Below are 21,791 nucleotides of genomic sequence, written 5' to 3' on the forward strand. Positions count from 1 at the left end.
AACGAAGCGCGGGCCGCTCACGTCCTTTTGAAACGCACACGGCCTGCCACAACGGCGTGGGTCCGCGCCGGACGGCGTGAGGAACCCGCGGTCCATCACGGCGTTCGATTGCGCATGGCAGACGATGACCTTGACGAGAAGCGAACCGGCAACGAGCCTGCGCCTTTGCTGCTGATCGCGGTGGCGCTGCTGCCGCTATTGGCCGTGGCGGCGTGGGCGGCGGGCTTCTTTGGCTGATTGCGGCTTGCTGCGCGACGCGCCTACCGCACAAGTGCGGAGGCGGGTTGCTATTTGTGTTATGTCACTATTTTTCGAACAGCCGGGTCAGGCGTAGCGCGTCGCTGGGCGCCGCGCTTTTCTGGTCATTGTCAAAATAGACATAGACGTCATAGCCGCGCCGCTTCCAGGCACCGATCGTCTTTGCCCATTGCTGCAGGGTCGCGCCGGGATAGCGGCCCTTGTAGCGACCGCCGGGTCCATGGCCTCTGACATAGATGAAGTCCGCGGTCCGCTTCCAGGGCGCGGGCGCATCGTGGTGATCGGACAGGCATAACGCCACATTAGCGTCGCGCAGTATCCGGAACACTGGCGGGCTGTACCAGCTCGGATGGCGGAACTCGAAGGCATAGCGGCGGTGGGTTGGCAGCATGTCGAGGAAGGCGGCAAGACGGCCGCGGTCGCAGGCGAAGCGTGGCGGCAGTTGAAACAGGATTGGGCCGACCTTGTCGCCGAGCAGCGCGATCCGGTCCTCCATCAGTTCAAGGCTATTGGCGGAGGCAGCCGACAGCCGCTTCCAATGGGTGATGAATTTCGAAGCCTTCCAGGCGAAGACGAAATCGTTCCCGGTCTGGTCATGCCAGCTCTGCACCGCCTCCGGAGGCGGGGTGCGATAGAACACGCCGTTGAGTTCGGTGGTGGGAAACTGGCTGGCGTAAAACTGCAGCCGTCGCGCGACCGGTAGCCGATCCGGAAAGAACGGCCCGCGCCAGGATGCATAGGACCATCCGGAGGTGCCTATCAGGATCCGCGCCATGCTGGCGGCTCAGTGCCGTTTGCCGAGCACGGGCAGGGCGTCGTCGAGTTTCCGGACGGTTAATCCCTGCTTCTGACGCGCTGCGCTGACCTGCACCAACGCCTGCTGCCGCAGTTGATCGAGGTCGGGCGGCCGTTGTACGAGGGTCGGTGATGCGGCGACCAGCGACGCCTCAAACACCGCCGCAACAGCCATCCGACGCTTGGCGCTGGCGCCTTGGTGCGGCAACAAACAGGCTGGGCTTGGCGAAATGCTGGTCATCTTTCGGCTAATCCTGACGACGCGCGATCGTTCCTCGCTTTGGCGCTGCGCAAGGCTGGCCGGCTGCCGGGTCAGCGCGACAGCACATCGCTGAAGGTCAATGCGAACAGGATCGCCAGCCAGAATAGGCCGGTGGCGGCCGCGAGCCGCATGATCGCCCGCGAGCGCCATAGCGACATGAAGATCAGCAGCGCCAGCGCGGCCTTGAGACCCAAATCGCCAGTCCGATCGGCGCATTGAACGCCCCGAGCGAAGCATGGGCGAGCGCGAAGGAGAGAGCCAGCAGCGCCGGAACGCCAGCCCCGGCGCGATGGTGACACCGAGGTGGCGCCAATCGGGCCGCCGCTCGGCGCCGGTCTGCGGCCGCTCGGGGACGCATGCTGCCGTTCGCCGGAACGCCGTCGAGGCTGCCACGGGGTGCGTTAAGGTCACCTCACATTCTCATAGCGGCAATCTACGAGATCGAAGAATGGCCTATATTTCCGAGCTCGTCCTGGTGATCAATTGCGGCTCCTCGTCGCTCAAATTCTCGGTGATTCCGGCGTCCGGCGGCGGTCCGCTGGCGTCCGGTCTGGCGGAATGCCTCGGGCGTCCCGAGGCGCGGATCGTGCTCAAATCGGCTGATACCAAGACGGTCAATTCGCTGCACGGCGGCAGCCATGATTCGGCGCTGGCGGCGATCCTGCGCTATCTCGCCGAGCAGCGCCTGCTCGATCGCATCGTCGTCGTCGGCCATCGCGTCGTCCATGGCGGCGAGCGGTTCTCCGCCTCGGCGCTGGTGACCCCTGAGGTGATCGCCGACATCGAGGCGGTGGCGGCGCTGGCGCCGCTGCACAATCCGGCCAATCTGCTCGGCATCCGCGCCTGCGCGCAGGGCCTGCCGGCGATCCCCCAGGTGGTGGTGTTCGACACCGCGTTCCATCAGACCATCGCCGCCGCCGCCTTCACCTATGCGATCCCGCAGCGCCTGTATCGCGACCAGGGCGTGCGGCGTTACGGTTTTCACGGCACCTCGCATCGCTATATCGCGGGCCAGACGGTCGAGCTGCTGCGGCTCGATCCGCAGGATCATGGCATCGTCATCGCCCATCTGGGCAATGGCGCCTCGGCCACCGCGGTCAGCAATGGCGAGAGCGTCGATACCACGATGGGCATGACGCCGCTGGAAGGGCTGGTGATGGGCACCCGCTCGGGCGACATCGATTTCGGCGTGGTGGCGCATGTCGCGCGCACCAATCGGCTGAGCCTCGACGAGGTCGAGACCATGCTCAACACCCAAAGCGGGCTGCTCGGCATCTCCGAACTGTCCGGCGATTGCCGGGCGCTGGAGCAGGCCGCGCAAGCAGGCCATCCCGGCGCCATCCTCGCCCTCGACGTCTTCGTGCATCGGCTGGCGCGCCACATCGGCGGGCTTGCGGCCTCGCTCGACAATTTCGACGCGCTGGTGTTCACCGGCGGCATCGGCGAGAACTCGGCGCTGCTCCGCGCCAAGACCATCGAGAGCCTGCGGGTGTTCGGCTTCACCCTCAACCGCGAAGCCAATGAGCGCACCGTGGGCGGGCGCAGCGGCCGCATCAGCCGCAGCCGGCGACCGACCGCCATCGTCATCCCCACCGATGAAGAAGGCCTGATCGCCCGCGACGCCACCGCCATTCTGGGGATCTCCCCGTCGGGCGGCTTTCCCGCCCAGCCCTCCGACCTTCACATCGCCTGATCGCAGGCGCGCGCAACTCCTCGATCGGTCGCCGAAAGCATTCCAATGAATAATTCCCGCCATCGTACGTTCTATCTCGTTCCGGTCTCCCGCGAGGCCGGCCTCACATCGATGACGCTGGGCCTGGTCCGGGCCCTGCAACTCACCGGCGTCAAGGTCGGCTTCGTCAAGCCGATCATGCAGCCCGAAATCCGCTCCGGCGATCTCGATCTGGCGGCGCATTTCGCCCGGACGCTGTGCGGCGTCCGCACCCCGGACCCGATCGCGTTCGATCACGCCGCCGAGATGGTGCGCTCCGGCCAGCTCGGCGGGCTGATGGAAGAAGTGGTGTCGATGGTCGACACCGTTCAGGCCGATTGCGACATCGTCATCGTCGAGGGCCTGATCCCCGACGTCGAATTCCAGATCGCCACGAGGCTGAACATCGAGATCATCCGCTCGCTCGGCGCCGATCTGATCCCGGTGCTGGCTGGCGGATCGCACGATGCCGCAGCACTGGCGGCGAAGGCCGCCGCCGCCGCCGAGCAATATGGCGACGACGGCCGCCGGCCGATCGCCGGCCTGCTGATCAATCGCTGCATCGACGCCGCCGCCGCCCTGGCGCTGACCGAGCGCGGCGCGCTGACGCTGAACGGATCGAACCCGGTGCCGATCCTCGCCGCGGTGCCGAGTGCCGCGCATCTGCTGGCGCCGCATCTGATCGACATCGCCGACACGCTCGGCCTGACCATCCTCAATCGCGGCGGCATCGACACCACGCGCGTGCTCAACGTCGTGGTCGCGGCGCGCTCGCCGGAGAAGCTGATCGGGACCTTGCGGCCGGAAACCCTGGTGGTGACGCCGGCCGATCGCAGCGATGCGATTCTCGCCACCGCGCTGGTGGCGCAGCGCGGCATGGCGCTGGCCGGCCTGGTGCTGACCTGCGGCGGGCGTCCGGCCCCCGAGCTCGCCGCGATCCTGGCTTCCGCCCCGCTCGATCGGCTCGCCGTCCTGTGTACCGACGACGACACGTTCACCACCGCGTCGAAGCTGGCCAATCTGTCGGCCCATGTCAGTCGCGCCGATGGCGATCGCATGGAACGGGTGATCGCGTTCATCGCCGAGAAGGTGGAGACGCGGCCGCTGGCGCTGCGGCTCGATCTGCCGGTCGAGACGCTGATGCCGCCGCCGGTGTTCCGCCATCGCCTGGTCGCGCGCGCGCGTGCGGCGCTGCGCCGCATCGTGCTGCCCGAGGGCGAGGAGCCGCGCACCATCCGCGCCGCCGCGATCTGCGCCGACAAGCGCATCGCCCGCTGCATCCTGCTCGGCGCGCCCGAGCGCATCCGCGAGGTCGCCGCGGCGCATGGCATCGAGCTGCCGGACAATCTCGAGATCGTCGACGCCGAGCAGCAGCGCGGCCGCTACGTCGCGCCGCTGGTCGAATTGCGCAAGGCCAAGGGCCTGACAAAACTCCAGGCCGAGATCGCGCTGGAGGATTCCGTGGTGCTCGGCACCATGATGTTGGCGCAGAACGACGTCGACGGGCTGGTCTCGGGCGCCGTTCACACCACCGCCTCGACAGTGCGCCCCGCGCTGCAGCTGATCAAGACCGCGCCGGGATCGAGCATCGTCTCCAGCGTGTTCTTCATGCTGATGCCGGACCAGGTCCTGGTCTATGGCGATTGCGCCATCAACCCCGATCCGACCGATCACGAACTCGCCGAGATCGCGATCCAGTCGGCCGATTCCGCAGCCGCCTTCGGCATCGAGCCGCGGGTGGCGATGATCTCCTATTCGACCGGCGCGTCCGGCGCCGGCGAGGACGTCGACAAGGTGCGCCGGGCGACCGACAAGGTCCGCGCGCTGCGCCCCGACCTCATCGTCGACGGCCCGATCCAATACGACGCCGCCACCGTCGCCAGCGTCGGGCGCCAGAAGGCGCCGGGCGGCCCGCTCGACGGCCGCGCCAATGTCTTCGTCTTCCCCGACCTCAACACCGGCAACACCACCTACAAGGCGGTGCAGCGCTCCGCCAATGTCGTCTCGGTCGGACCGATGCTGCAGGGCCTGCGCAAGCCGGTCAACGACCTCTCCCGCGGCGCCCTGGTCGACGACATCGTCTACACCATCGCCATCACCGCCATCCAGGCCGCCGCTGGCGACGCCGCCAGGCCCGGAACCTACGCCGTGGCAGCCGAGTGAGGACCGAAACGATGCGCGACACAGGATCGTCCATGTTATGCCTTATCGTCCGCACTGGTTCGCCCCGGTCGTCCGGACCTGGGCATCGACATGACATGCGCGCGGCGCACGCGACAACGAGGCAAGATTCTTCCGAGATTTCATCCAGCGAGGTCACATCATGAACATGCAAGTGCAAAATCCAGTCGGCGTCGAGACGGTCAACGCAGTTTCCAGCGATCCCTGGCGTGATTTTGCGACCGGGGTCTGGACCCGTGAGATCGAGGTGCGCGATTTCATTCAAGCCAATGTGACGCCGTGGACCGGCGACGCCGGCTTCCTGGCGCCCGCGACAGAGCGGACCAAGGCGCTGTGGGCGAAGCTGACAAGCCTGCTGCAGGCCGAGCGCGAGCGCGGCGGCGTACTCGACGTCGACACCCAGACCTTCGCCTCGATCGTGTCGCACGGCGCCGGCTATATCGACCGCGACCTCGAGCAGATTGTCGGCCTGCAGACCGACGCGCCGCTGAAACGCGCGATGATGCCGTTCGGCGGCTGGCGCATGGTCAAGAACGGGCTCGAGGCCTACGGCTTCAAGGTCGATCCCAGCTTCGAGAAGATCTTCCCGACGCTGCGTAAAACTCACAACGACGCGGTGTTCGACATCTATGCGCCGGACGCCGTGCGCTGCCGCAAGTCCGGCATTATCACCGGGCTTCCCGACGCCTATGGCCGCGGCCGCATCATCGGCGACTATCGCCGCGTCGCGCTGTACGGCGTGACCCGGCTGATCGAGGACAAGAAGGCGCAGGGCGCCAGTCTCGAACTCGACTCGCTCGACGAGGCGGTGCTGCGCCTGCGCGAGGAGATCGCCGAGCAGATCCGCGCGCTGAAGGAACTGGTAGTGATGGCCAAGGCCTATGGCTTCGACCTTTCCAAGCCGGCGGCGAACGCCCGCGAGGCGATCCAGTGGACCTATTTCGCATACCTCGCCGCCGTCAAGGAATCCAACGGCGCGGCGATGTCGCTGGGACGGGTGTCGAACTTCCTCGATATCTATATCGCGCGTGACATCGCCGAGGGCGTGCTCGACGAGGCGACCGCGCAGGAGTTGGTCGATCATTTCGTGATGAAGCTGCGGATCGTCCGGTTCCTGCGCACGCCGGAATATGATACGCTGTTCTCCGGCGATCCGACCTGGGTCACCGAATCGATCGGCGGCATGGGGCTGGACGGCCGTCCGCTGGTGACGCAGTCGAGCTTCCGCTTCCTGCACACGCTGGAGACGCTGGGCCCGGCGCCGGAGCCGAACCTCACCGTGCTGTGGTCGGAGAATCTGCCGCAGGGCTTCAAGGATTATTGCGCTCTGACCTCGATCCGCACCTCGTCGATCCAGTACGAGAGCGACGACCTGATGCGGCCCTATTGGGGCGACGATTACGGCATCGCCTGCTGCGTCTCCGCGATGCGCATCGGCAAGCAGATGCAGTTCTTCGGCGCCCGCGCCAACCTCGCCAAGGCGATGCTCTACGCCATCAACGGCGGACGCGACGAACTCTCCGGCGAACAGATCGGCCCGACTTTCGCGCCGGTCACCGGCGATGTGCTCGACTTCGACGAGGTCACGGCCAAGCTCGGCCCGATGATGGACTGGCTCGCCAAGGTCTATGTCGGCGCGCTCAACGCGATCCACTACTGCCACGACAAATACATGTATGAGCGCATCGAAATGGCGCTGCATGATCGCGATATCCTGCGCACTATGGCCTGCGGCATCGCCGGCCTGTCGGTCGCCGCCGACAGCCTGTCGGCGATGAAGCACGCCAAGGTGAAGGTGATCCGCGACGCGCGCGGGCTCGCCACCGACTTCGAGATCGAAGGCGACTACCCGGCCTTCGGCAACAATGACGACCGCGTCGACGAGATCGCGATCTGGCTGGTCAAAGAGTTCATGACCCGGCTGCGCAAGCAGAAGACCTATCGGGGCTCGGTCGCCACCATGTCGGTGCTGACCATCACCTCGAACGTCGTCTACGGCAAGAAGACCGGCAACACTCCCGACGGTCGCAAGGCCGGCGAACCCTTCGCGCCGGGCGCCAACCCGATGCATCGCCGCGACGTCAAGGGTGCGGTCGCCTCGATGGCCTCGGTGGCGAAGCTGCCCTATGCGCATTCGCAGGACGGCATCTCCTACACCTTCACCATCGTGCCCTCGGCGCTGGGCGCTGCGGAAGCCGATCGCGTCACCAACCTGAACGGCCTGCTCGATGGCTACTTCGCCCAGGGTGGCCACCATATCAACGTCAACGTGTTCGACCGCGCGACCTTGCTGCACGCGATGGATCACCCGGAACTGTATCCGCAGCTCACCATCCGGGTCTCCGGCTATGCGGTGAACTTCACCAAGCTGACGCGCGAGCAACAGCTCGACGTCATCTCTCGGACCTTTCATGATCTACACTGACCAGGCCAATGCCGGCTACGCCACGGCGGCGCGCAAACCCACGGGTTTGCGCGCGGTGCGCCCAGCCATCTCTGGCTGGGTGCATTCAACCGAGGTTGGCGGCGCCGTCGATGGACCGGGTATTCGCTACGTGCTGTTTCTGGCGGGCTGTCTGCTGCGCTGCCAATATTGCCACAACCCTGACTCCTGGCACATGCACCAGGGCAAGCCGACCAATTCGCGCGAGGTGTTACGCGATATCGGCAGCTACACCAAATTTCTCATGCATGCCCGCGGCGGCGTGACGCTCAGCGGCGGCGAGCCGCTGGTGCAGCCCGACTTCACCCACGCGATCCTGCGCGGCTGCAAGGAGATGGGCCTGCATACTGCGCTCGACACCGCGGGCTTCCTCGGCGCCCATGCCGACGATTACCTGCTGGCCGACGTCGATCTGGTGCTGCTCGATATCAAGGCCTTCTCGGAGGCGACCTATCACGACCTCACCGGCGTCGCGCTGGGACCGACGCTGGTGTTCGCCCGCCGCCTCGCGGCGATGAAGAAGCCGGTCTGGATCAGATTTGTGCTGGTTCCCGGCCTCACTGACAAATTCGACGAGATTGAGAAAATGGCGGCGTTCGCGCGTGAACTCGGCAATGTCGAGCGCGTCGACGTGTTGCCGTTCCACAAGATGGGCGAGTTCAAATGGGCCGCCGGCGGCGTGCCGTATCGACTTGCCGGCACAGAGCCGCCGACGCCCGACCTGCTCGAGCGCACCCGCGCGGTGTTTCGCCGCCATGATCTGGTGGTGACGTGAGTTGTTAGCAAGGAGAAAGTCGATGTCGACTTGGGACATTATGAGCCCTGGCGTTTCGTTTGCGCGGCGCAATTCGCCTGCGGCGGCGGTGGTGCGCAAGGAGGTCGCGATGGTGCCGAGTGCCGCCGAATTCGCGGCCCTTGCCACCGCCGCCGAAGAGGCCGAACGCGCGCAGCGCGCGGCGGCCGAGCGCATCGCGGGTGAGGCGCGTCGCGCGCTGGTCACCGCGCTACAGCAGAAGGCGCTCGACGAGGCGAACTGGCAGGCGTTGATCGATCGCGCGCGTCAGGTGGCGCGCCGCGGCGCCCGCGAGATGCTGCTGATCCGATTTCCGTCGGAGCTGTGCAGCGACCGCGGACGCGCCATCAACGCCATGGACCCGCATTGGCCGGAGACGTTGATCGGCGAGGCCGCCGACATGTTCGAACGCTGGCGGCGGGAATTGCGGCCGCAGGGCTTCGGCCTGACCGCGCAGATCCTCGACTTCCCGGGTGGTTTCCCCGGCGATGCCGGTCTCACGCTCCGATGGGGACGCTGAGCCGACGCGCACGACTCGCGTAAGTATTGCGCTGACTGTAGGCCGAAGCTGATCGAAGCGGTGCGACAAAGATTCCTTCGCCCCGCTTGCGGGGAGAGGTGAAGCAGTGCTCGTCGCAGTAACGACTCTGGTTCCTGCTACGCTGATTGCTCGCTCGCCGCAGCCGGTGTCAGCCGACGCCCAGCTTCTCCTTGAGCAGGGACAGAAACCGCCGGCTGACCGGCACCGAGCGTCCGGCCAGCGTCAGGATATGTCCGAGCCCGCCTTCCTCGAAGCGGAGCTCCTTGATGCGGTCGAGGTTGACCAGATATTGCCGGTGACACTGGAACATGCTGGTGCGTTCTTCCAGCGTGCGCAGCGACAGTTCGGTGAAGCGTTCCTTGCCGTCCTCGCCGACTACATAGACGCCGCTGGGCCGCGAGGCGACATATTCGACGTCCTCGACCCGCAGCAGCGAAATCCGGTTTTGGCCGGTGCAGGGGATCTGCCGCAGCGGATGGGCGCGCTTGAGCGTGCCGACGTCCTGCGGGGCGCGATCGCGCTGCAGCCGTTGCAGGGTCTTGCCCAGGCGCGCCGGATCGACCGGCTTCAGCAAATAGTCGAAAGCGTTCTCCTCGAAGGCCTGCACGGCGTAGTCGTCATGCGCGGTGAGAAACACGATCCGCGGGGGGTGGACCGGATCGAGCATGGTGAGCATTTCCAGCCCGGTGATGCGCGGCATCTGGATGTCGAGGAACACGACCTCGGGCTGCAGCCGGTTGATCGCGGCGATCGCCTCGACGGCGTTGCCGGCCTCGCCGACGATGTCGATATCGCCGGCTTCGTTGAGCAGCACGCGCAACTCGCTCAGGGCAGGGGGCTCGTCATCGACAATCAAGACGCGCATCATGCGGCCACCATCTGCATTGGCAGCCGCATGGTGACGCGGGTGCGCACGTCGGGTTCAAAGCTCACATCGAGCCCGTAACCTTCGCCATAGCGGTTGCGGATTCGTCGGTCCACCAGGCTCATGCCGAGCCCGTCGCCGGGCGGATGCTCGGCGTACAAGCCGGCGTTGTCTTCGACCGACAGCAAGAGCACGCCCTCCATCTGCCTCGCCGCGATCCGCACCACGCCGGCTTCGAGCATATGGGCGATGCCATGCTTGATGGCGTTTTCCACGATCAGCTGCAGCGAGAAAGCCGGAAGCTGGACCACGCGCAGCGCCTCGGGAACGTCGAATTCGACCGACAGCCGGTCCGCGAAACGGGCCAGCTCGATCTGCAGATAGGCGTTCACATGCTCGATTTCGTCGCCCAGCGTCGCATCCTCGGTGGGCCGCTTGAGGTTCTTGCGGAAAAAGGTCGACAGATGCAGCACCAATTCGCGGGCGCGCTCGGGATCCGTGCGGATGATCGAGGACAACACGTTGAGCGTGTTGAACAGGAAGTGCGGATTGATCTGCGCGTGCAGCAGCTTGATCTCCGAGCGCGCCAGCAGCTGGGTCTTCTCGTCATAGCGGCCCGCCAGGATCTGGCTGGAAAACAGCCGCGCCAAGCCCTCGCCGAGGGTGCGGTTGATGTTGGAGAACAGCTTGCTGCGCGGCTCGTAAAGCTTGATGGTGCCGATCACGCGTTCATCCTCGCCGAGCAGGGGGATCACCAGCGAGGCGCCGAGCCGGCAGGTCGGGCTGAGCGAGCAGCGATATTCGGTCTCGTCGCCATCCGCATAGACCACTTGGTTGTGCTCGATCGCGAGCCGCGTCTGCTCTGAGGCGATCGGTGTGCCCGGCAGATGGTGGTCGTCGCCGATGCCGATAAAGGCCAGGATCTTCTCGCGGTCGGTGATGGCCACCGCGCCGACGCCGGTTTCTTCATAGAGGATGCGGGAGATTCGCGTCGTGGTTTCCTCGTTGAAGCCGCTGCGCAGGATGCCTTCGGCCCGCGCCGCGATCTTCAGTGCCTTGGCCGAAAACACGCTGGACTGGCGTTCCGTCAGCACCCGGCGTTCCAGCAGAATGCGCATGAACAGGCCTGCGCCCAGCGTATTGGCGATCCACATCGGCAACGCGACGTGGTCGACCACCGACCAGGCGACCGCGAACGGCCGGGTGATCAGCAGGATGATCGCCATCTGCGCCACTTCGGCGACGAAGGTCACCAGCGCCACGCGCCAGGGGTCGAACAGCCGGTCGAATTGCCGCTTGCCGACATAGTGGCGGTGCACCAGGCCGCCGATCAGCCCCTCGGTAATGGTGGAAATCGCACAGGCGACGTCGGTCGGGCCGCCGAGCGAATAGCGATGCAACCCGCCGGTGAGCCCGACTGCCAATCCCACTGACGGCCCGCCGAGCAGACCGCCCAGAACCGCCCCGATCGCCCGTGTATTGGCGATGGAATCGTCGAATTGCAGGCCGAAATAGGTGCCCATGATGCAGAACATCGAGAAGATCAGATAGGCCGCGGCCTTATGGGCGGGGCGCACGGTGACGTTCATCAGCGGAATGAACAGCGGCGTTCGGCTCAACAGATAGGCAATCACCAGATAGACGCAGGTCTGCTGCAGCAGCAACAGCGTCATGGTGAGGCGATCGAGCAACATCGCAGGCAGCATTGGGGATTCCGGACCGGTGTCTTGACCCACCATAGGTTGGCCGAACCGGCGCTGCACCTCCGTAAGGCACCGCGAGGGCTGTGCGGCCCGCCGCTCAGTGCCCGCTGGCGGCCGCTCGGCGAAGCATGCTGCCGCTCTCGGAAACCGCCATTCGCGACGCAATTGCCTGGATTAGGGTCGCCGCATCTTCAAAAGGAGAGCAGCCATGATCCACGCCCTTCCATTCGTCATAGGGACGATCTGCGTCCTGACGATCTGCTACCGTTTTTACGGGATATTCTTCGTTCGCACGGTCTTGCGCGCGGACGACTCGGAAGTGACACCCGCCCATTCCATGCAGGACGGCCGCAATTTCGTGCCGACCAGGAAATGGGTCAATGCCGGCCAGCATTTCGCCGCGATCGCGGCGGCCGGCCCGCTGGTCGGGCCGGTGCTCGCGGCCCAGTTCGGCTACCTGCCAGGCTTCCTCTGGCTGCTGATCGGCGCGGTCCTGGGCGGCGCGGTGCATGACACCGTGGTGCTGTTCGCCTCGATGAAGTACAAAGGCCAGTCGCTGTCGGAAGTGGCCAAGGCCGAGCTCGGCCCGGTCGCGGGCTGGTGCACCGGCATCGCGATGCTGTTCATCATCACCATCACCATGGCCGGCCTGTCGATGGTCGTGGTGCATGCGCTCGAACGCAACGCCTGGGGCACTTTCGCGGTCGTCATGACGATCCCGATTGCCATGGTGGTCGGTACCTATGAGAAGCTTACCGGCCGCTCCAAGGGCGCCACCTATTTCGGGGTGTTCGCCATCATCGCCGCCGTCTTCATCGGCCCCTATCTGCAGGGCACGATGCTGGGCAATTGGCTGACCGTGAATGCGCGGACGGTTTCGCTCGCCATCCCGGCCTATGCGTTCTTTGCCACCGCTCTGCCGGTCTGGTTGCTGCTGACGCCCCGCGGCTATCTGTCCAGCTTCATGAAGATCGGTGTGTTCGGCGCGCTGATCGTCGGCGTGGTGTTCATCAACCCGGTCGTCCAGTTCCCGGCGTTGACCGACTTCATTAACGGCGGTGGCCCGGTGATCAGCGGTCCGGTGTGGCCCTTCATCTCCATCACCATTGCCTGCGGTGCGATCTCGGGTTTCCATGCCTTCATCGGTTCCGGCACCACGCCGAAGCTGGTGGACAAGTGGAGCGACATCCTGCCGGTGGCATTCGGTGCGATGCTGGCCGAATGCGTGGTCGGCGTGATGGCCCTGATCGCCGCCACGGTGCTGCACCCGGCTGACTACTTCGCCATCAACGCCTCACCGGCCGTGTTCGCCGCGCTCGGCATGGATGTCGTCGACCTGCCGCGGCTCAGCGAGAGCATCGGCATGGATCTCTACGGCCGCACCGGCGGCGCCGTGACCCTCGCCGTCGGCATGACGGAGATCTTCACCAAAATGCCGTGGTTCTCGAATCTCGCCGCCTACTTCTTCCAGTTCGTGGTGATGTTCGAAGCGGTGTTCATCCTGACCGCCGTCGACTCCGGCACCCGCGTCGCCCGCTACCTGATCCAGGATCTCGCCGGCGAAGTCTACAAGCCCTTCAAGCGGCTCGACTGGATGCCGGGCGCGCTCGGTGCCAGCCTGCTCGCCTGCCTGCTGTGGGGCTACCTGTTGAACTCGGGCGACATCAACTCGGTGTGGACCCTGTTCGGCGTGTCGAACCAGCTGATGGCCTCGATCGGCCTGATGATCGGCGCCACCATCATCCTGCGGCTCTCCCAGAAGCGGATCTATATGCTGACCTGCCTGGTGCCGCTCGCCTATCTCTACGTGACGGTGAACTATGCGGGCTATTGGATGATCACCAATGTCTACCTGAACCCGGCCGCGAAGGGATACAACATCTTCAATGCGAGCATCTCGATCATCATGCTGGTCTTGGGCGTGGTCATCATGATCGCATCGCTGTGGCGCTGGAAGAACCTGCTGCAGCGGACCACCCGCAACAGCAGCGCCGGACCCATGGCGGTCGCCGCAACGGGTGGCTGACCCCATCGACGACAAGGCTCCGTCGGCTACGGCCGACGGATGCAAATCGAAAAGCTGGGCTTCGGTCGTGGATGCGACCGGAGCCCAGCTCTTTTTGGATTCATGGCATGGCCGCGCCGAAGCGTTCGCGATCCAGCATCATGCTTGGGCGGGCGCCAGCTCCGACGGCGCGATGAACATCGGAAGCGCAAAGGAAAACTCGGCACCGCCGCTCTCGCGATTGCGGACCCGCAGCTCGCCGCCATGTTCGCGCACGATGCCGTAGCTGATCCAAAGTCCCAGCCCGGTTCCGTCGCCGACCTTCTTGGTGGTGAAGAACGGCTCGAAGATCTGGCCGATCGCCGTTTCGGAAATCCCCGGGCCATTATCGGAAATCAGGACGCAGATCTCATCGCCGCTGCGAAACGCCTTGATCGACAGCACCGGCTTGGCGCGCTCGCTCATGGCGTCGATGGCGTTGTCGACCAGATTGACGATCACCTGATGGATCTGCCCCTCATTGCCGCGCGCGACCAGATTGGGTTCGATCGCGATCTCGACCTGCGCCCTTGTCTGCTTGGCGCGAAGCGCCCAGCGGACTGCTGTGTCCAGCACGCGGTCGATCTGGAAGTGTTGTTGCTCGGTGGTCTTGTTGAAGGACAGCCGGCGCAGATTCTTGACGATCTCGGAAACCCGCGCCGCGCCTTCCAGCGTCCCGTCGATCAACGGCTCGAGATCGGCGAGCATGGCGTCGATTTTCAGCTTTTGTCGCAGCGTGGCGCGGGCCTCGTCGGTAGCGTCGCCGTGAACCGTGGCGAGATATTCAATCAGCCGCTGCCGGTAGCGCTCGAGCGTGTGGATATTGCCGTACACGAAGCTGATCGGATTATTCAATTCATGGGCGACCCCGGCGACGAGACGGCCCAGACTGGCCATTTTCTCCTGCTCGACGAGTTGGCGCTGGGCGCGTTGCAATTCACTATGCGCGCTATGCAGCGCCTCATAGGCGCGTCGCAACTCGCCGATCGGGCGGCCGGTGAGAACGACGCCGACATAGCGCCCGCCGTGATCGTAGCGCGCCGCGCCATTGAGCGAAAACAGGTCGGAGGGGCCGGTCGGGGTGAGGAACCGTAATTCGCTCTCGATCACGTCGGTCGGCAGCCGCGGTCGCAGCAGGTGCTCGACGCGGGACAGGTCCCGCGGGTCGACGATCTGCGCCAGCTCGCAGCCGACCAGATCGACGGCGTGGCCCCCGGCGATGCGGACCAGCGCTGAATTGACCTGCTGGATCGCGCCCTGCGAACCGCAGACGATCAGCACGTCGGACACCGACTCGATGACGCTTGAAATGAAGGCCTGCGCCTCTTCGAGCGCCGCATTCTTGGCCTCGAGGTCGGTCTCATAGCGCAGCAGGTCCGAATAGACCTCGTCCATCTTGCGGATGACTTCGATCCAGGCGTCCTCGCGCTCGCCGTCCAATTCGGGAAGTCCCGGATAGGCAACCGTGTCGAGGAGGCCCCTCGACCGGTCAACCGTGGGAATTCTCTTCATCGGCATCGAGGTCCTTCCGCAAATCATAACGGGACAGCTTGCTGCGCAAACCGACCCGGGACAGCCCGAGCGATCCGGCGACCTTGCTGATATTGCCATTGAAACGTTCGAGCGTTTCGGCGATCACGGCTTTCTCTAGCGCCTCGACTTTGTCTTTCAGGGTCGAGCTGCCGTTCATCTTCAGCGCCGCCTTGAACGGATCGGATGACGGGCGCGCCTGACCGGACAGCGTCGAGGATTGCAGCCGGTCGCCATCGGCCAGGACCACCATGCGCTGGATTTCGTTCTGCATCTCGCGCACATTGCCGGGCCAGGGGTACCGCGTCAATTCGTCAAGAATTGCCGGCGAAAACCCGGCGATGTCGCGGTTGAACGCGGTCTTGACCTCGCTCAGGATGCGCTCGGCGATCAGCGGGATATCCATCGGCCGGTCACGCAGCGCCGGCATGTGGATCGGAAACGCCGCAAGCCGATAGTACAGATCGCGCCGGAACCGGCCGGCCTCGACCTCGGCGCCGAGATCGCGATTGGTCGCGGCGACGATCCGGACGTCGACCTTGCGGACGCGCTGGGCGCCGAGCGGGCGGATTTCCCCCTCCTGGAGCACCCGCAGCAATTTCACCTGGAACGCCGGCGAGGTCTCGCCGATCTCGTCGAGAAAGATGGTGCCGCCATTGGCGACCTCGAACAACCCGATCCGATCCTGATAGGCGCCGGTGAAGGCGCCCTTCTTGCAGCCGAACAATTCGCTTTCCAGCAATTCGTTGGGCAGCGCGCCGCAATTCTCCACCACGAACACCTTGTTGGCCCGCGCCGAGTGGTAGTGGATCGCGCGCGCCAGCAATTCCTTGCCGGTGCCGGATTCGCCGGTGATCATCACCGAGATATCGTAGTCGGACGCCCGCCGCGCCAGATCGATCACGCCATGCATCGGGCTCGAGGGCGCATGCACGATGCGGTCGAAATCATAGAGTCGCCGCGCCGCGCCACGCTTCTCGGAAATCACCTGTTTGACCCGGCTCGGCCCCAGCTTGACCTCGACGCTGGCGGTCTCGGTTTCCTTCTGCAGCCGGAACAGCTGCACGGCGCCTTGCACGGTCTCGATCAGTTGGTCGGGATGCCACGGCTTGGTGATGTATTGATAGATCCCGGCCTCGTTGACGCCGGCGATGATCTCTTCTGAATCCGAATAGCCGGAAATGATCATCCGGACCGGATCGGGCCAGAGGTCGCGAACCCGCTTGAGGAATTCGACGCCGGACTGGCCCGGCATACGCTGGTCGCACAGGATGGCATGAACCATGTCGCCTTCGAGGAATTCTTCGGCTTCGCGGGCATCCTTGGCGCAGAGCACTTCGAAGTCGTCGTTGAGGACGCGGCGCAAGGCTTCCAGCGAGCGGATTTCGTCATCGATGACGAGAACGGTCGCGTGCGTGCGCGTGTCGGAGGGCCGCTGCGGCGTGGCGTGCTCGAATGACATCTCAACAGATCCGCGGCAATTGTTCGCCGGACAACCAGTCGACAATGCGGCCACCGCCGAAGCTGGTGGTCATCTGCACGAAACGATGATCGTCCGCGATCACCTCGCCGATGTCGACGGCGTCCTGGCCGAGCGGATGGGCGCGCATCGCAGCCAGCAGGCCTTGCGCCGCCTCGGGCGCGACGATCGCGACCAGCTTGCCCTCATTGGCGACGTTGAGCGGATCGAGGCCGAGCAGCTCACAGGCCGCGGCGACCGCCGGCCGCACCGGAATCGATTCCTCATTGATGCGAAAGCCAACGCCGGATTGCTGCGCCAATTCGTTCAGGGTCGCGGCGAGGCCGCCGCGGGTCGGATCGCGCATCACCCGAATGCCGGCGCCGTCGGCCGCCACCATCGCCGCCACCAGCCCGTGCAGCGCGGCGGAGTCGGAGACGAGATCGGTGTCGAAAGTCATATTGGCGCGCTTCGACATCACCGCGATGCCGTGATCGCCCAGCGTGCCGGACACCAGCACGCGGTCGCCGGCCCTGGCCTTGTCGGCCGACAGATCGAGGCCATCGGGGAGGGCACCGATGCCGGTGGTCGAGATGAAGACGCCGTCGGCCTTGCCGCGCTCCACCACCTTGGTGTCGCCGGTGACGATCGGCACGCCGGCCTCGCGCGCAGCTGCGCCCATCGCGTCGGCGATTTGCTTTAGCTCGGCGAGCGCAAAGCCTTCCTCGATGATGAAACTCGCCGACAGATATAGCGGCCGCGCGCCAGCCATCGCCACGTCGTTGATGGTGCCGTGCACCGCGAGCGAGCCGATATTGCCGCCGGGAAAGAACAGCGGCGAGATCACATAGCCGTCGGTGGTCATCACCATGCGGCCCTGGCCGACGTCGAACGCCGCCTGGTCGTTGCCGCGCGCCAGCCACTCATTGTTGAAGGCGGCGTGGAACACGTCCGCGATCAGATGCGCCATCGCGCGGCCGCCGGAGCCGTGCGACAGGTCGACATGGCCGGTCCTGAGATTGAGCTTGCGGCGCTTATCGCTCATGACGCCTTCCTCTGGATGTCGCGGAACCGGCCATAGGTCCAATGCGCGGCGCAGGCGCCTTCCGACGACACCATGCAGGAGCCCATCGGATTGTCTGGCGTGCACACGGTGCCGAACAATTTGCAGTCGGCCGGCTTCTTGACGCCGCGCAGAATCGTGCCGCATTCGCAGGCCGGATTGTCGGCCGCGGTGAGTTCGGGCATCTCGAAGCGGCACTCGGCGTCGAAACCCGCATAGGCTGGCTTCAGCTTCAAGCCGCTGTGAGGGATGAGGCCGAGGCCGCGCCATTCGAACTGCGCGCGCAACTCGAAGATCTCGGCGACCGCGGCTTGCGCGCGCTGATTGCCGTCGCGGTTGACGGCGCGGATATATTGGTTCTCGACCTGGTGGCGGTCCTCATTGACCTGCTGCACCAGCATCAGGATCGCCTGCATCACGTCGAGCGGTTCGAAGCCGGCGATCACCACGGGCTTGGCGAAGGTCTCGGCGAAATATTCATAGGGCCTGGTGCCGATCACGGTCGACACATGGGCGGGGCCGACAAAACCGTCGAGCGCGACCTGGTCGGGATCGGCGAGATCGACGCCGTCGAGAATCGCCTGGATCGCCGGCGGCGTCAGCACGTGGTTGCAAAAGATGCTGAAATTGCCGAGCCGCTTCTCGGTCGCGAGCCGGATCGCCATCGCGCTCGGCGGCGTGGTGGTCTCGAAGCCGATGGCGAAGAACACCACCTCGCGCGCGGGCTGCTGTTCGGCGATGGCGATGGCGTCGAGCGTCGAATACACCATGCGCACATCGGCGCCCGCGGCCTTGGCGCGCAGCAGCGAATTGCGCTGCGAGCCCGGCACCCGCATCAGGTCGCCATAGACGCACAGCGTCACCTCGGGGCGCTGCGCCAGCGCGATCGCCATGTCGATCCGCCCGGCCGGCAGCACGCAGACCGGGCAGCCCGGGCCGTGGATCATCCGGATATTGTCCGGCAGCAGGTCTTCCAGGCCGTAGCGCGAAATGGCATGGGTGTGGCCGCCGCAAAATTCCATGAAGCGATAGAGTCGGTCCGGCGCAGCCGTCGCGGCGATCACCTCGGCGAGCTGGCGGGCGCGGTTGCCGTCGCGATATTCGTCGACATATTTCATGACGCCGGCTCCGCGACGCCGCCAAGTTCGGCCAGCAGCGCCAATGTGTGACGGGCCTCTTCCGGATCGATCCGTGTCAGCGCGTAGCCGACATGCAGGATCACGTAATCGCCGACCTTGAGATTTTCGATCAGCGCCACCGAGATGATCTTGCCGACGCCGTCAATGTTGACGCGCGCCATCTCGTCGGGCAGCAATTCGGTGACTTCGGCGGGGATGGCAAGGCACATCTGGTTTGTCCTTTGCTCACTCGGCCGCGGTCGCCAGCGTCGCGGCGCGCTTGGCGATCCAGGCGTAGAACGCCTTCATGCCTTCGCCGGTCCGGGCCGACACCGTCAGCACCTCAATTTTTGGATTGACCCGCCTGGCATATTCGATGGTGCGCGCCAGATCGAAATCCAGATGCGGCACCAGATCGATCTTGTTGATCAGCATCAGGCTGGAGGCCGCGAACATGTCGGGGTATTTCAGCGGCTTGTCCTCGCCCTCGGTGGTCGAGAACACCACCACCTTGTGGGCCTCGCCGAGATCGAACGCCGCCGGGCAGACCAGATTGCCGACGTTTTCGATGAACAACAGCCCGTTGTCGATCGCGGGTAGTCTGTCGAAAGCGGTGCCGACCATCGCGGCGTCGAGGTGGCAGCCCTTGCCGGTATTGACCTGGATCGCGGCGGCGCCGGTGGCGCGGATTCGTTCGGCGTCATTCGAGGTCTGCTGATCGCCCTCGATCACCGCGATCGGGCTGGTGCCTTTCAGGTCATTGATCGTCCTCACCAGCAGCGCGGTCTTGCCGGCGCCGGGGCTGGAGACCAGGTTGAGGGCGAACACATGGGCGGCGGCAAAGCGGGCGCGGTTGGCTTGCGCCAGCTCGTCATTCTTGCCGAGAATATCGCGCTCAATCTGGACGATGCGCTGCTGGCTCAATCCGGGCACATGGACGCCGGCCAGGTCGCCGCCGAAATCGATCGTGTCGCCTGCCGGCGGATGCGGATGATCATGGTCGTGGTCGGGGTGATGATGATGGTGATGATCGCCATCATCATGGGAATGCGGATGGGAATGGCCGGCGCCATCGCCGTGATGGTGATGATGCGCATGGCCGTGCGGCTTGGCGCCGGGCTCGATGCTGGCATTCTGATTGTCGCAACCGCACACCGTACACATCAGGCAACCTCCAATTCCTTGACCCGCATCTCCTCGCCCGCGGTGACTTGCAGCTGGTAGCTGCCGCAGCACAGGCAGGGATCGTAGCGGCGTTTCACCGGGACGGTTTTGATGCAGCTCATGCACCAGGCCTCGCCGGGCGAGGTGATGATCTCCAGTCTTGCCGCGGCGGCGATCGAGTGCGCCGCAACAACGTCGAAGCAAAACCGCATCGCCTCGGGCTCGACCTGGCTCAGCGCGCCGATTTCCAGCCACACCGTTTTGACTTTGGCGAAGGATTGTCGCCGCGCCTCGGCCTCGATGATCTCGATCACGCCCTCGCACAACGCCATTTCATGCATCGGCCGTCTCCCGAAGGGTGAGCCGGTAGCCGACGCAGGGGTCGAAAGCGGCGATCAGCTGGTCGACCGCTTGCCGGTCGCTGCATTGCAGCGTGGCGCCGCGCAGCATCCGTGCCAGCGGGCCGCGGGGGTGAAAATTCCATTCCGTCGGCGCGAGGCAAGAAAAGCGGCCGACCCGGCCGTCGCGATCGAGTTCGACCAGATGATAGAGCCGGCGGCGCGCGGTCTCGACCGCGGCGGCGCCGAGATTGGCGGCGAGGCGATAACCGATCGGCGCGTCTGGGCAGGGCGCGGCGTCGGTAACGAGGCCGCGCAGGCTTTTCGGCATGGTGACGAGTTCATCCAGCCGCGCGCGCAGCCTTGCCGCCGCATTGTCGGGCGACGCCATCGGACGCGAACGTGCCCAGGGGCCGGTTTCCGGAACGGAGCCGTCGAGATCGGGTGCCGCCGCATAGCGGGAGCCGCCATCCGCCAGCCTTGCGATGACGGCGAGGTCATCAGAGGCGGTGAGGGCAGATGGTCCCGATGCGCTGAACCGTGCGGTGCTCTCATCCGGGATCAGATCGGCGATGCCGATCTGATCGAAGGCGGATTGGATCCGATCGATGCCGCGCAACAACGCCGGACCATCGTTCGCCGTCTCGTCCGCAAACAGCGCGGCGGCGCCGATCACCTGGCGCGTCGCGTCGGCGATCGGCGGATGTTCGAGCAAACGCAGCGCCGTGACCGCACCGCGCAACTGCTCGGCCAATCGCTCGGCAAGCAGCGCCGCGTGACGGAAGCGGCGTTGCTGCGGCGAGGTCGCGATGCCGCGCGCGGCATCGACCGCGGTTTGGGCGGCGACACGATGCGCCGTGGAGCATAGCGCGAACAGCCGCGGCAGCAGCACCAGCATCTGCGCCACTTCGCGTCCCGCCAGCAATTTGCCCAGCGCCGGCAGCCGCCGCGGCACGATGCCGACATCGGCCACGCGACCATCATCGAGCAGCAGCGCGATATCGATGTCTGCACCGGGCGTGCTCATGGCCGCGGCTCCGTCACCGCGCCGCGCAAAAAACTGCGGCGATCGAGCGCGGCGACCACGCGGGTCTTCGGCATCTCCGGCGCGGGATGGCGGATTTCGGCGATCGCGGCTTCGGCATTGGCACGCGCTGACGCCATGTCGGCGAAGTCGAACATCGGGGAAAACAGCGAGCAACTGGCGATCCGCCCCATTCCGTCGATTTCGCCGACGGTGAAGTCGAAGGCGCCGACCGCAAAATCGTGGCTGAACGATGCGCCGCGCGCGCGCGCCGCCGGCGATCCGTCAGACGGCAGCAGCATCAGGTTCATGAACCAGGGTGTGATCAGGATGCCGCTGATCGCATCGTCATGGCTCTCGAAGCCGATCGCTTCGACCGTCAGCGCGTCATGATAGATCGGCAGGCCACGCATCGCGGTGTCGCCGATGCGGCGATAACAGGCCTCCAGCGAGGCCGCATAGGCGATGGCACTTGTCATCCGCGTCCTTCCGCCAAGCG

General features: G+C 65.4%; 21 protein-coding genes. 7 read left to right on the plus strand and 14 right to left on the minus strand.

Features of this window, described 5'->3' with window-relative positions:
- Positions 1–114: 114 nt before the first annotated feature.
- Positions 115–237 (plus strand): hypothetical protein, encoded by a 123-nt coding sequence (locus RBJ75_RS26995; protein ID WP_276156721.1) that lies wholly within the window; start codon positions 115–117, stop codon positions 235–237.
- 67 nt (positions 238–304) lie between these two features.
- Here RBJ75_RS26995 and RBJ75_RS27000 read toward each other — a convergent pair whose 3' ends face one another.
- The 3 genes from RBJ75_RS27000 to RBJ75_RS27010 form a co-directional block, all read right to left on the minus strand.
- Complete coding sequence (locus tag RBJ75_RS27000) at positions 305–1,033, minus strand: DUF72 domain-containing protein (protein WP_044406794.1); 729 nt, start codon at positions 1,031–1,033, stop codon at positions 305–307.
- Between the two features lie 9 nt (positions 1,034–1,042).
- Positions 1,043–1,294, minus strand: a complete 252-nt coding sequence (locus RBJ75_RS27005) for a hypothetical protein (protein ID WP_152647617.1) — start codon at positions 1,292–1,294, stop codon at positions 1,043–1,045.
- Between the two features lie 71 nt (positions 1,295–1,365).
- Positions 1,366–1,509 carry a hypothetical protein gene (locus RBJ75_RS27010; RefSeq protein WP_234707328.1) on the minus strand — a complete coding sequence of 48 codons (144 nt, stop codon included), beginning with the start codon at positions 1,507–1,509 and terminating at the stop codon, positions 1,366–1,368.
- Between the two features lie 254 nt (positions 1,510–1,763).
- Here RBJ75_RS27010 and RBJ75_RS27015 point away from each other — a divergent pair, with 254 nt between their 5' ends.
- From RBJ75_RS27015 to RBJ75_RS27035, 5 genes are all read left to right on the plus strand, one after another.
- Positions 1,764–3,008 (plus strand): acetate kinase, encoded by a 1,245-nt coding sequence (locus RBJ75_RS27015; RefSeq protein ID WP_317528567.1) that lies wholly within the window; start codon positions 1,764–1,766, stop codon positions 3,006–3,008.
- Between the two features lie 45 nt (positions 3,009–3,053).
- On the plus strand, positions 3,054–5,189 hold the full coding sequence (pta, locus tag RBJ75_RS27020) for a phosphate acetyltransferase (protein WP_317528568.1): 2,136 nt from the start codon (positions 3,054–3,056) through the stop codon (positions 5,187–5,189).
- A gap of 166 nt (positions 5,190–5,355) precedes the next feature.
- Entirely contained in the window at positions 5,356–7,632 is a 2,277-nt protein-coding gene (pflB, locus tag RBJ75_RS27025) for a formate C-acetyltransferase (RefSeq protein ID WP_411194534.1), read from the plus strand.
- The gene (pflA, locus tag RBJ75_RS27030; RefSeq protein WP_317528569.1) at positions 7,619–8,425 is read left to right on the plus strand and encodes a pyruvate formate-lyase-activating protein; all 807 of its coding nucleotides are present in this window, start codon (positions 7,619–7,621) and stop codon (positions 8,423–8,425) included. The genes pflB and pflA overlap by 14 nt, the downstream gene beginning before the upstream one ends.
- A gap of 22 nt (positions 8,426–8,447) precedes the next feature.
- Positions 8,448–8,963, plus strand: coding sequence for a hypothetical protein (locus RBJ75_RS27035; protein ID WP_234707532.1), 516 nt, complete (start codon positions 8,448–8,450; stop codon positions 8,961–8,963).
- A gap of 169 nt (positions 8,964–9,132) precedes the next feature.
- On the opposite strand, the gene btsR is transcribed toward RBJ75_RS27035, so the two are convergent.
- Together btsR and RBJ75_RS27045 are read right to left on the minus strand one after the other, a co-directional pair.
- Entirely contained in the window at positions 9,133–9,852 is a 720-nt protein-coding gene (btsR, locus tag RBJ75_RS27040) for a two-component system response regulator BtsR (protein WP_044418208.1), read from the minus strand.
- A complete protein-coding gene (locus RBJ75_RS27045; protein ID WP_234707533.1) occupies positions 9,849–11,555 on the minus strand; it encodes a sensor histidine kinase in 1,707 nt (568 codons plus the stop codon). Before RBJ75_RS27045 ends, btsR begins: the two co-directional genes overlap by 4 nt.
- A 205-nt stretch (positions 11,556–11,760) precedes the next feature.
- Here RBJ75_RS27045 and RBJ75_RS27050 point away from each other — a divergent pair, with 205 nt between their 5' ends.
- The gene (locus RBJ75_RS27050; RefSeq protein WP_044418209.1) at positions 11,761–13,578 is read left to right on the plus strand and encodes a carbon starvation protein A; all 1,818 of its coding nucleotides are present in this window, start codon (positions 11,761–11,763) and stop codon (positions 13,576–13,578) included.
- 138 nt (positions 13,579–13,716) lie between these two features.
- On the opposite strand, the gene RBJ75_RS27055 is transcribed toward RBJ75_RS27050, so the two are convergent.
- Genes RBJ75_RS27055 through hybE form a run of 9 tightly spaced genes read right to left on the minus strand, consistent with a single transcriptional unit; the run spans position 13,717 to position 21,771 of the window.
- Complete coding sequence (locus RBJ75_RS27055) at positions 13,717–15,108, minus strand: sensor histidine kinase (protein ID WP_152647900.1); 1,392 nt, start codon at positions 15,106–15,108, stop codon at positions 13,717–13,719.
- Complete coding sequence (locus RBJ75_RS27060; protein WP_276156436.1) at positions 15,086–16,588, minus strand: sigma-54-dependent transcriptional regulator; 1,503 nt, start codon at positions 16,586–16,588, stop codon at positions 15,086–15,088. The genes RBJ75_RS27055 and RBJ75_RS27060 overlap by 23 nt, the downstream gene beginning before the upstream one ends.
- Position 16,589: 1 nt before the next feature.
- The gene (hypE, locus tag RBJ75_RS27065) at positions 16,590–17,630 is read right to left on the minus strand and encodes a hydrogenase expression/formation protein HypE (protein WP_044408699.1); all 1,041 of its coding nucleotides are present in this window, start codon (positions 17,628–17,630) and stop codon (positions 16,590–16,592) included.
- Positions 17,627–18,766 carry a hydrogenase formation protein HypD gene (gene hypD, locus RBJ75_RS27070; protein WP_044408696.1) on the minus strand — a complete coding sequence of 380 codons (1,140 nt, stop codon included), beginning with the start codon at positions 18,764–18,766 and terminating at the stop codon, positions 17,627–17,629. Before hypD ends, hypE begins: the two co-directional genes overlap by 4 nt.
- The gene (locus RBJ75_RS27075; protein ID WP_044408693.1) at positions 18,763–18,996 is read right to left on the minus strand and encodes a HypC/HybG/HupF family hydrogenase formation chaperone; all 234 of its coding nucleotides are present in this window, start codon (positions 18,994–18,996) and stop codon (positions 18,763–18,765) included. The genes hypD and RBJ75_RS27075 overlap by 4 nt, the downstream gene beginning before the upstream one ends.
- Before the next feature lie 16 nt (positions 18,997–19,012).
- Positions 19,013–19,930: a hydrogenase nickel incorporation protein HypB gene (hypB, locus tag RBJ75_RS27080; protein ID WP_044408689.1), complete on the minus strand. Its 918-nt coding sequence runs from the start codon at positions 19,928–19,930 to the stop codon at positions 19,013–19,015.
- Positions 19,930–20,271: a hydrogenase maturation nickel metallochaperone HypA gene (hypA, locus tag RBJ75_RS27085; RefSeq protein WP_044408687.1), complete on the minus strand. Its 342-nt coding sequence runs from the start codon at positions 20,269–20,271 to the stop codon at positions 19,930–19,932. The genes hypB and hypA overlap by 1 nt, the downstream gene beginning before the upstream one ends.
- Entirely contained in the window at positions 20,264–21,295 is a 1,032-nt protein-coding gene (locus tag RBJ75_RS27090; RefSeq protein WP_044408684.1) for a hypothetical protein, read from the minus strand. The genes hypA and RBJ75_RS27090 overlap by 8 nt, the downstream gene beginning before the upstream one ends.
- Positions 21,292–21,771: a [NiFe]-hydrogenase assembly chaperone HybE gene (gene hybE, locus RBJ75_RS27095; protein ID WP_052628878.1), complete on the minus strand. Its 480-nt coding sequence runs from the start codon at positions 21,769–21,771 to the stop codon at positions 21,292–21,294. The genes RBJ75_RS27090 and hybE overlap by 4 nt, the downstream gene beginning before the upstream one ends.
- Positions 21,772–21,791: the final 20 nt, after the last annotated feature.

It is taken from the genome of Rhodopseudomonas sp. BAL398, assembly GCF_033001325.1.
In the GTDB taxonomy this organism is placed as follows: domain Bacteria; phylum Pseudomonadota; class Alphaproteobacteria; order Rhizobiales; family Xanthobacteraceae; genus JARJEH01.

What these genes read in the sequence shown, in the direction of transcription:
- RBJ75_RS26995 (WP_276156721.1), top strand. Translation starts at nt 115, where the DNA reads ATGGCAGACGATGACCTTGACGAGAAGCGAACCGGCAACGAGCCTGCG.
- RBJ75_RS27000 (WP_044406794.1), bottom strand. Translation starts at nt 1,033, where the DNA reads ATGGCGCGGATCCTGATAGGCACCTCCGGATGGTCCTATGCATCCTGG.
- RBJ75_RS27005 (WP_152647617.1), bottom strand. Translation starts at nt 1,294, where the DNA reads ATGACCAGCATTTCGCCAAGCCCAGCCTGTTTGTTGCCGCACCAAGGC.
- RBJ75_RS27015 (WP_317528567.1), top strand. Translation starts at nt 1,764, where the DNA reads ATGGCCTATATTTCCGAGCTCGTCCTGGTGATCAATTGCGGCTCCTCG.
- pta (WP_317528568.1), top strand. Translation starts at nt 3,054, where the DNA reads ATGAATAATTCCCGCCATCGTACGTTCTATCTCGTTCCGGTCTCCCGC.
- pflB (WP_411194534.1), top strand. Translation starts at nt 5,356, where the DNA reads ATGCAAGTGCAAAATCCAGTCGGCGTCGAGACGGTCAACGCAGTTTCC.
- pflA (WP_317528569.1), top strand. Translation starts at nt 7,619, where the DNA reads ATGATCTACACTGACCAGGCCAATGCCGGCTACGCCACGGCGGCGCGC.
- RBJ75_RS27035 (WP_234707532.1), top strand. Translation starts at nt 8,448, where the DNA reads ATGTCGACTTGGGACATTATGAGCCCTGGCGTTTCGTTTGCGCGGCGC.
- btsR (WP_044418208.1), bottom strand. Translation starts at nt 9,852, where the DNA reads ATGATGCGCGTCTTGATTGTCGATGACGAGCCCCCTGCCCTGAGCGAG.
- RBJ75_RS27045 (WP_234707533.1), bottom strand. Translation starts at nt 11,555, where the DNA reads ATGCTGCCTGCGATGTTGCTCGATCGCCTCACCATGACGCTGTTGCTG.
- RBJ75_RS27050 (WP_044418209.1), top strand. Translation starts at nt 11,761, where the DNA reads ATGATCCACGCCCTTCCATTCGTCATAGGGACGATCTGCGTCCTGACG.
- RBJ75_RS27055 (WP_152647900.1), bottom strand. Translation starts at nt 15,108, where the DNA reads ATGAAGAGAATTCCCACGGTTGACCGGTCGAGGGGCCTCCTCGACACG.
- RBJ75_RS27060 (WP_276156436.1), bottom strand. Translation starts at nt 16,588, where the DNA reads ATGTCATTCGAGCACGCCACGCCGCAGCGGCCCTCCGACACGCGCACG.
- hypE (WP_044408699.1), bottom strand. Translation starts at nt 17,630, where the DNA reads ATGAGCGATAAGCGCCGCAAGCTCAATCTCAGGACCGGCCATGTCGAC.
- hypD (WP_044408696.1), bottom strand. Translation starts at nt 18,766, where the DNA reads ATGAAATATGTCGACGAATATCGCGACGGCAACCGCGCCCGCCAGCTC.
- RBJ75_RS27075 (WP_044408693.1), bottom strand. Translation starts at nt 18,996, where the DNA reads ATGTGCCTTGCCATCCCCGCCGAAGTCACCGAATTGCTGCCCGACGAG.
- hypB (WP_044408689.1), bottom strand. Translation starts at nt 19,930, where the DNA reads ATGTGTACGGTGTGCGGTTGCGACAATCAGAATGCCAGCATCGAGCCC.
- hypA (WP_044408687.1), bottom strand. Translation starts at nt 20,271, where the DNA reads ATGCATGAAATGGCGTTGTGCGAGGGCGTGATCGAGATCATCGAGGCC.
- RBJ75_RS27090 (WP_044408684.1), bottom strand. Translation starts at nt 21,295, where the DNA reads ATGAGCACGCCCGGTGCAGACATCGATATCGCGCTGCTGCTCGATGAT.
- hybE (WP_052628878.1), bottom strand. Translation starts at nt 21,771, where the DNA reads ATGACAAGTGCCATCGCCTATGCGGCCTCGCTGGAGGCCTGTTATCGC.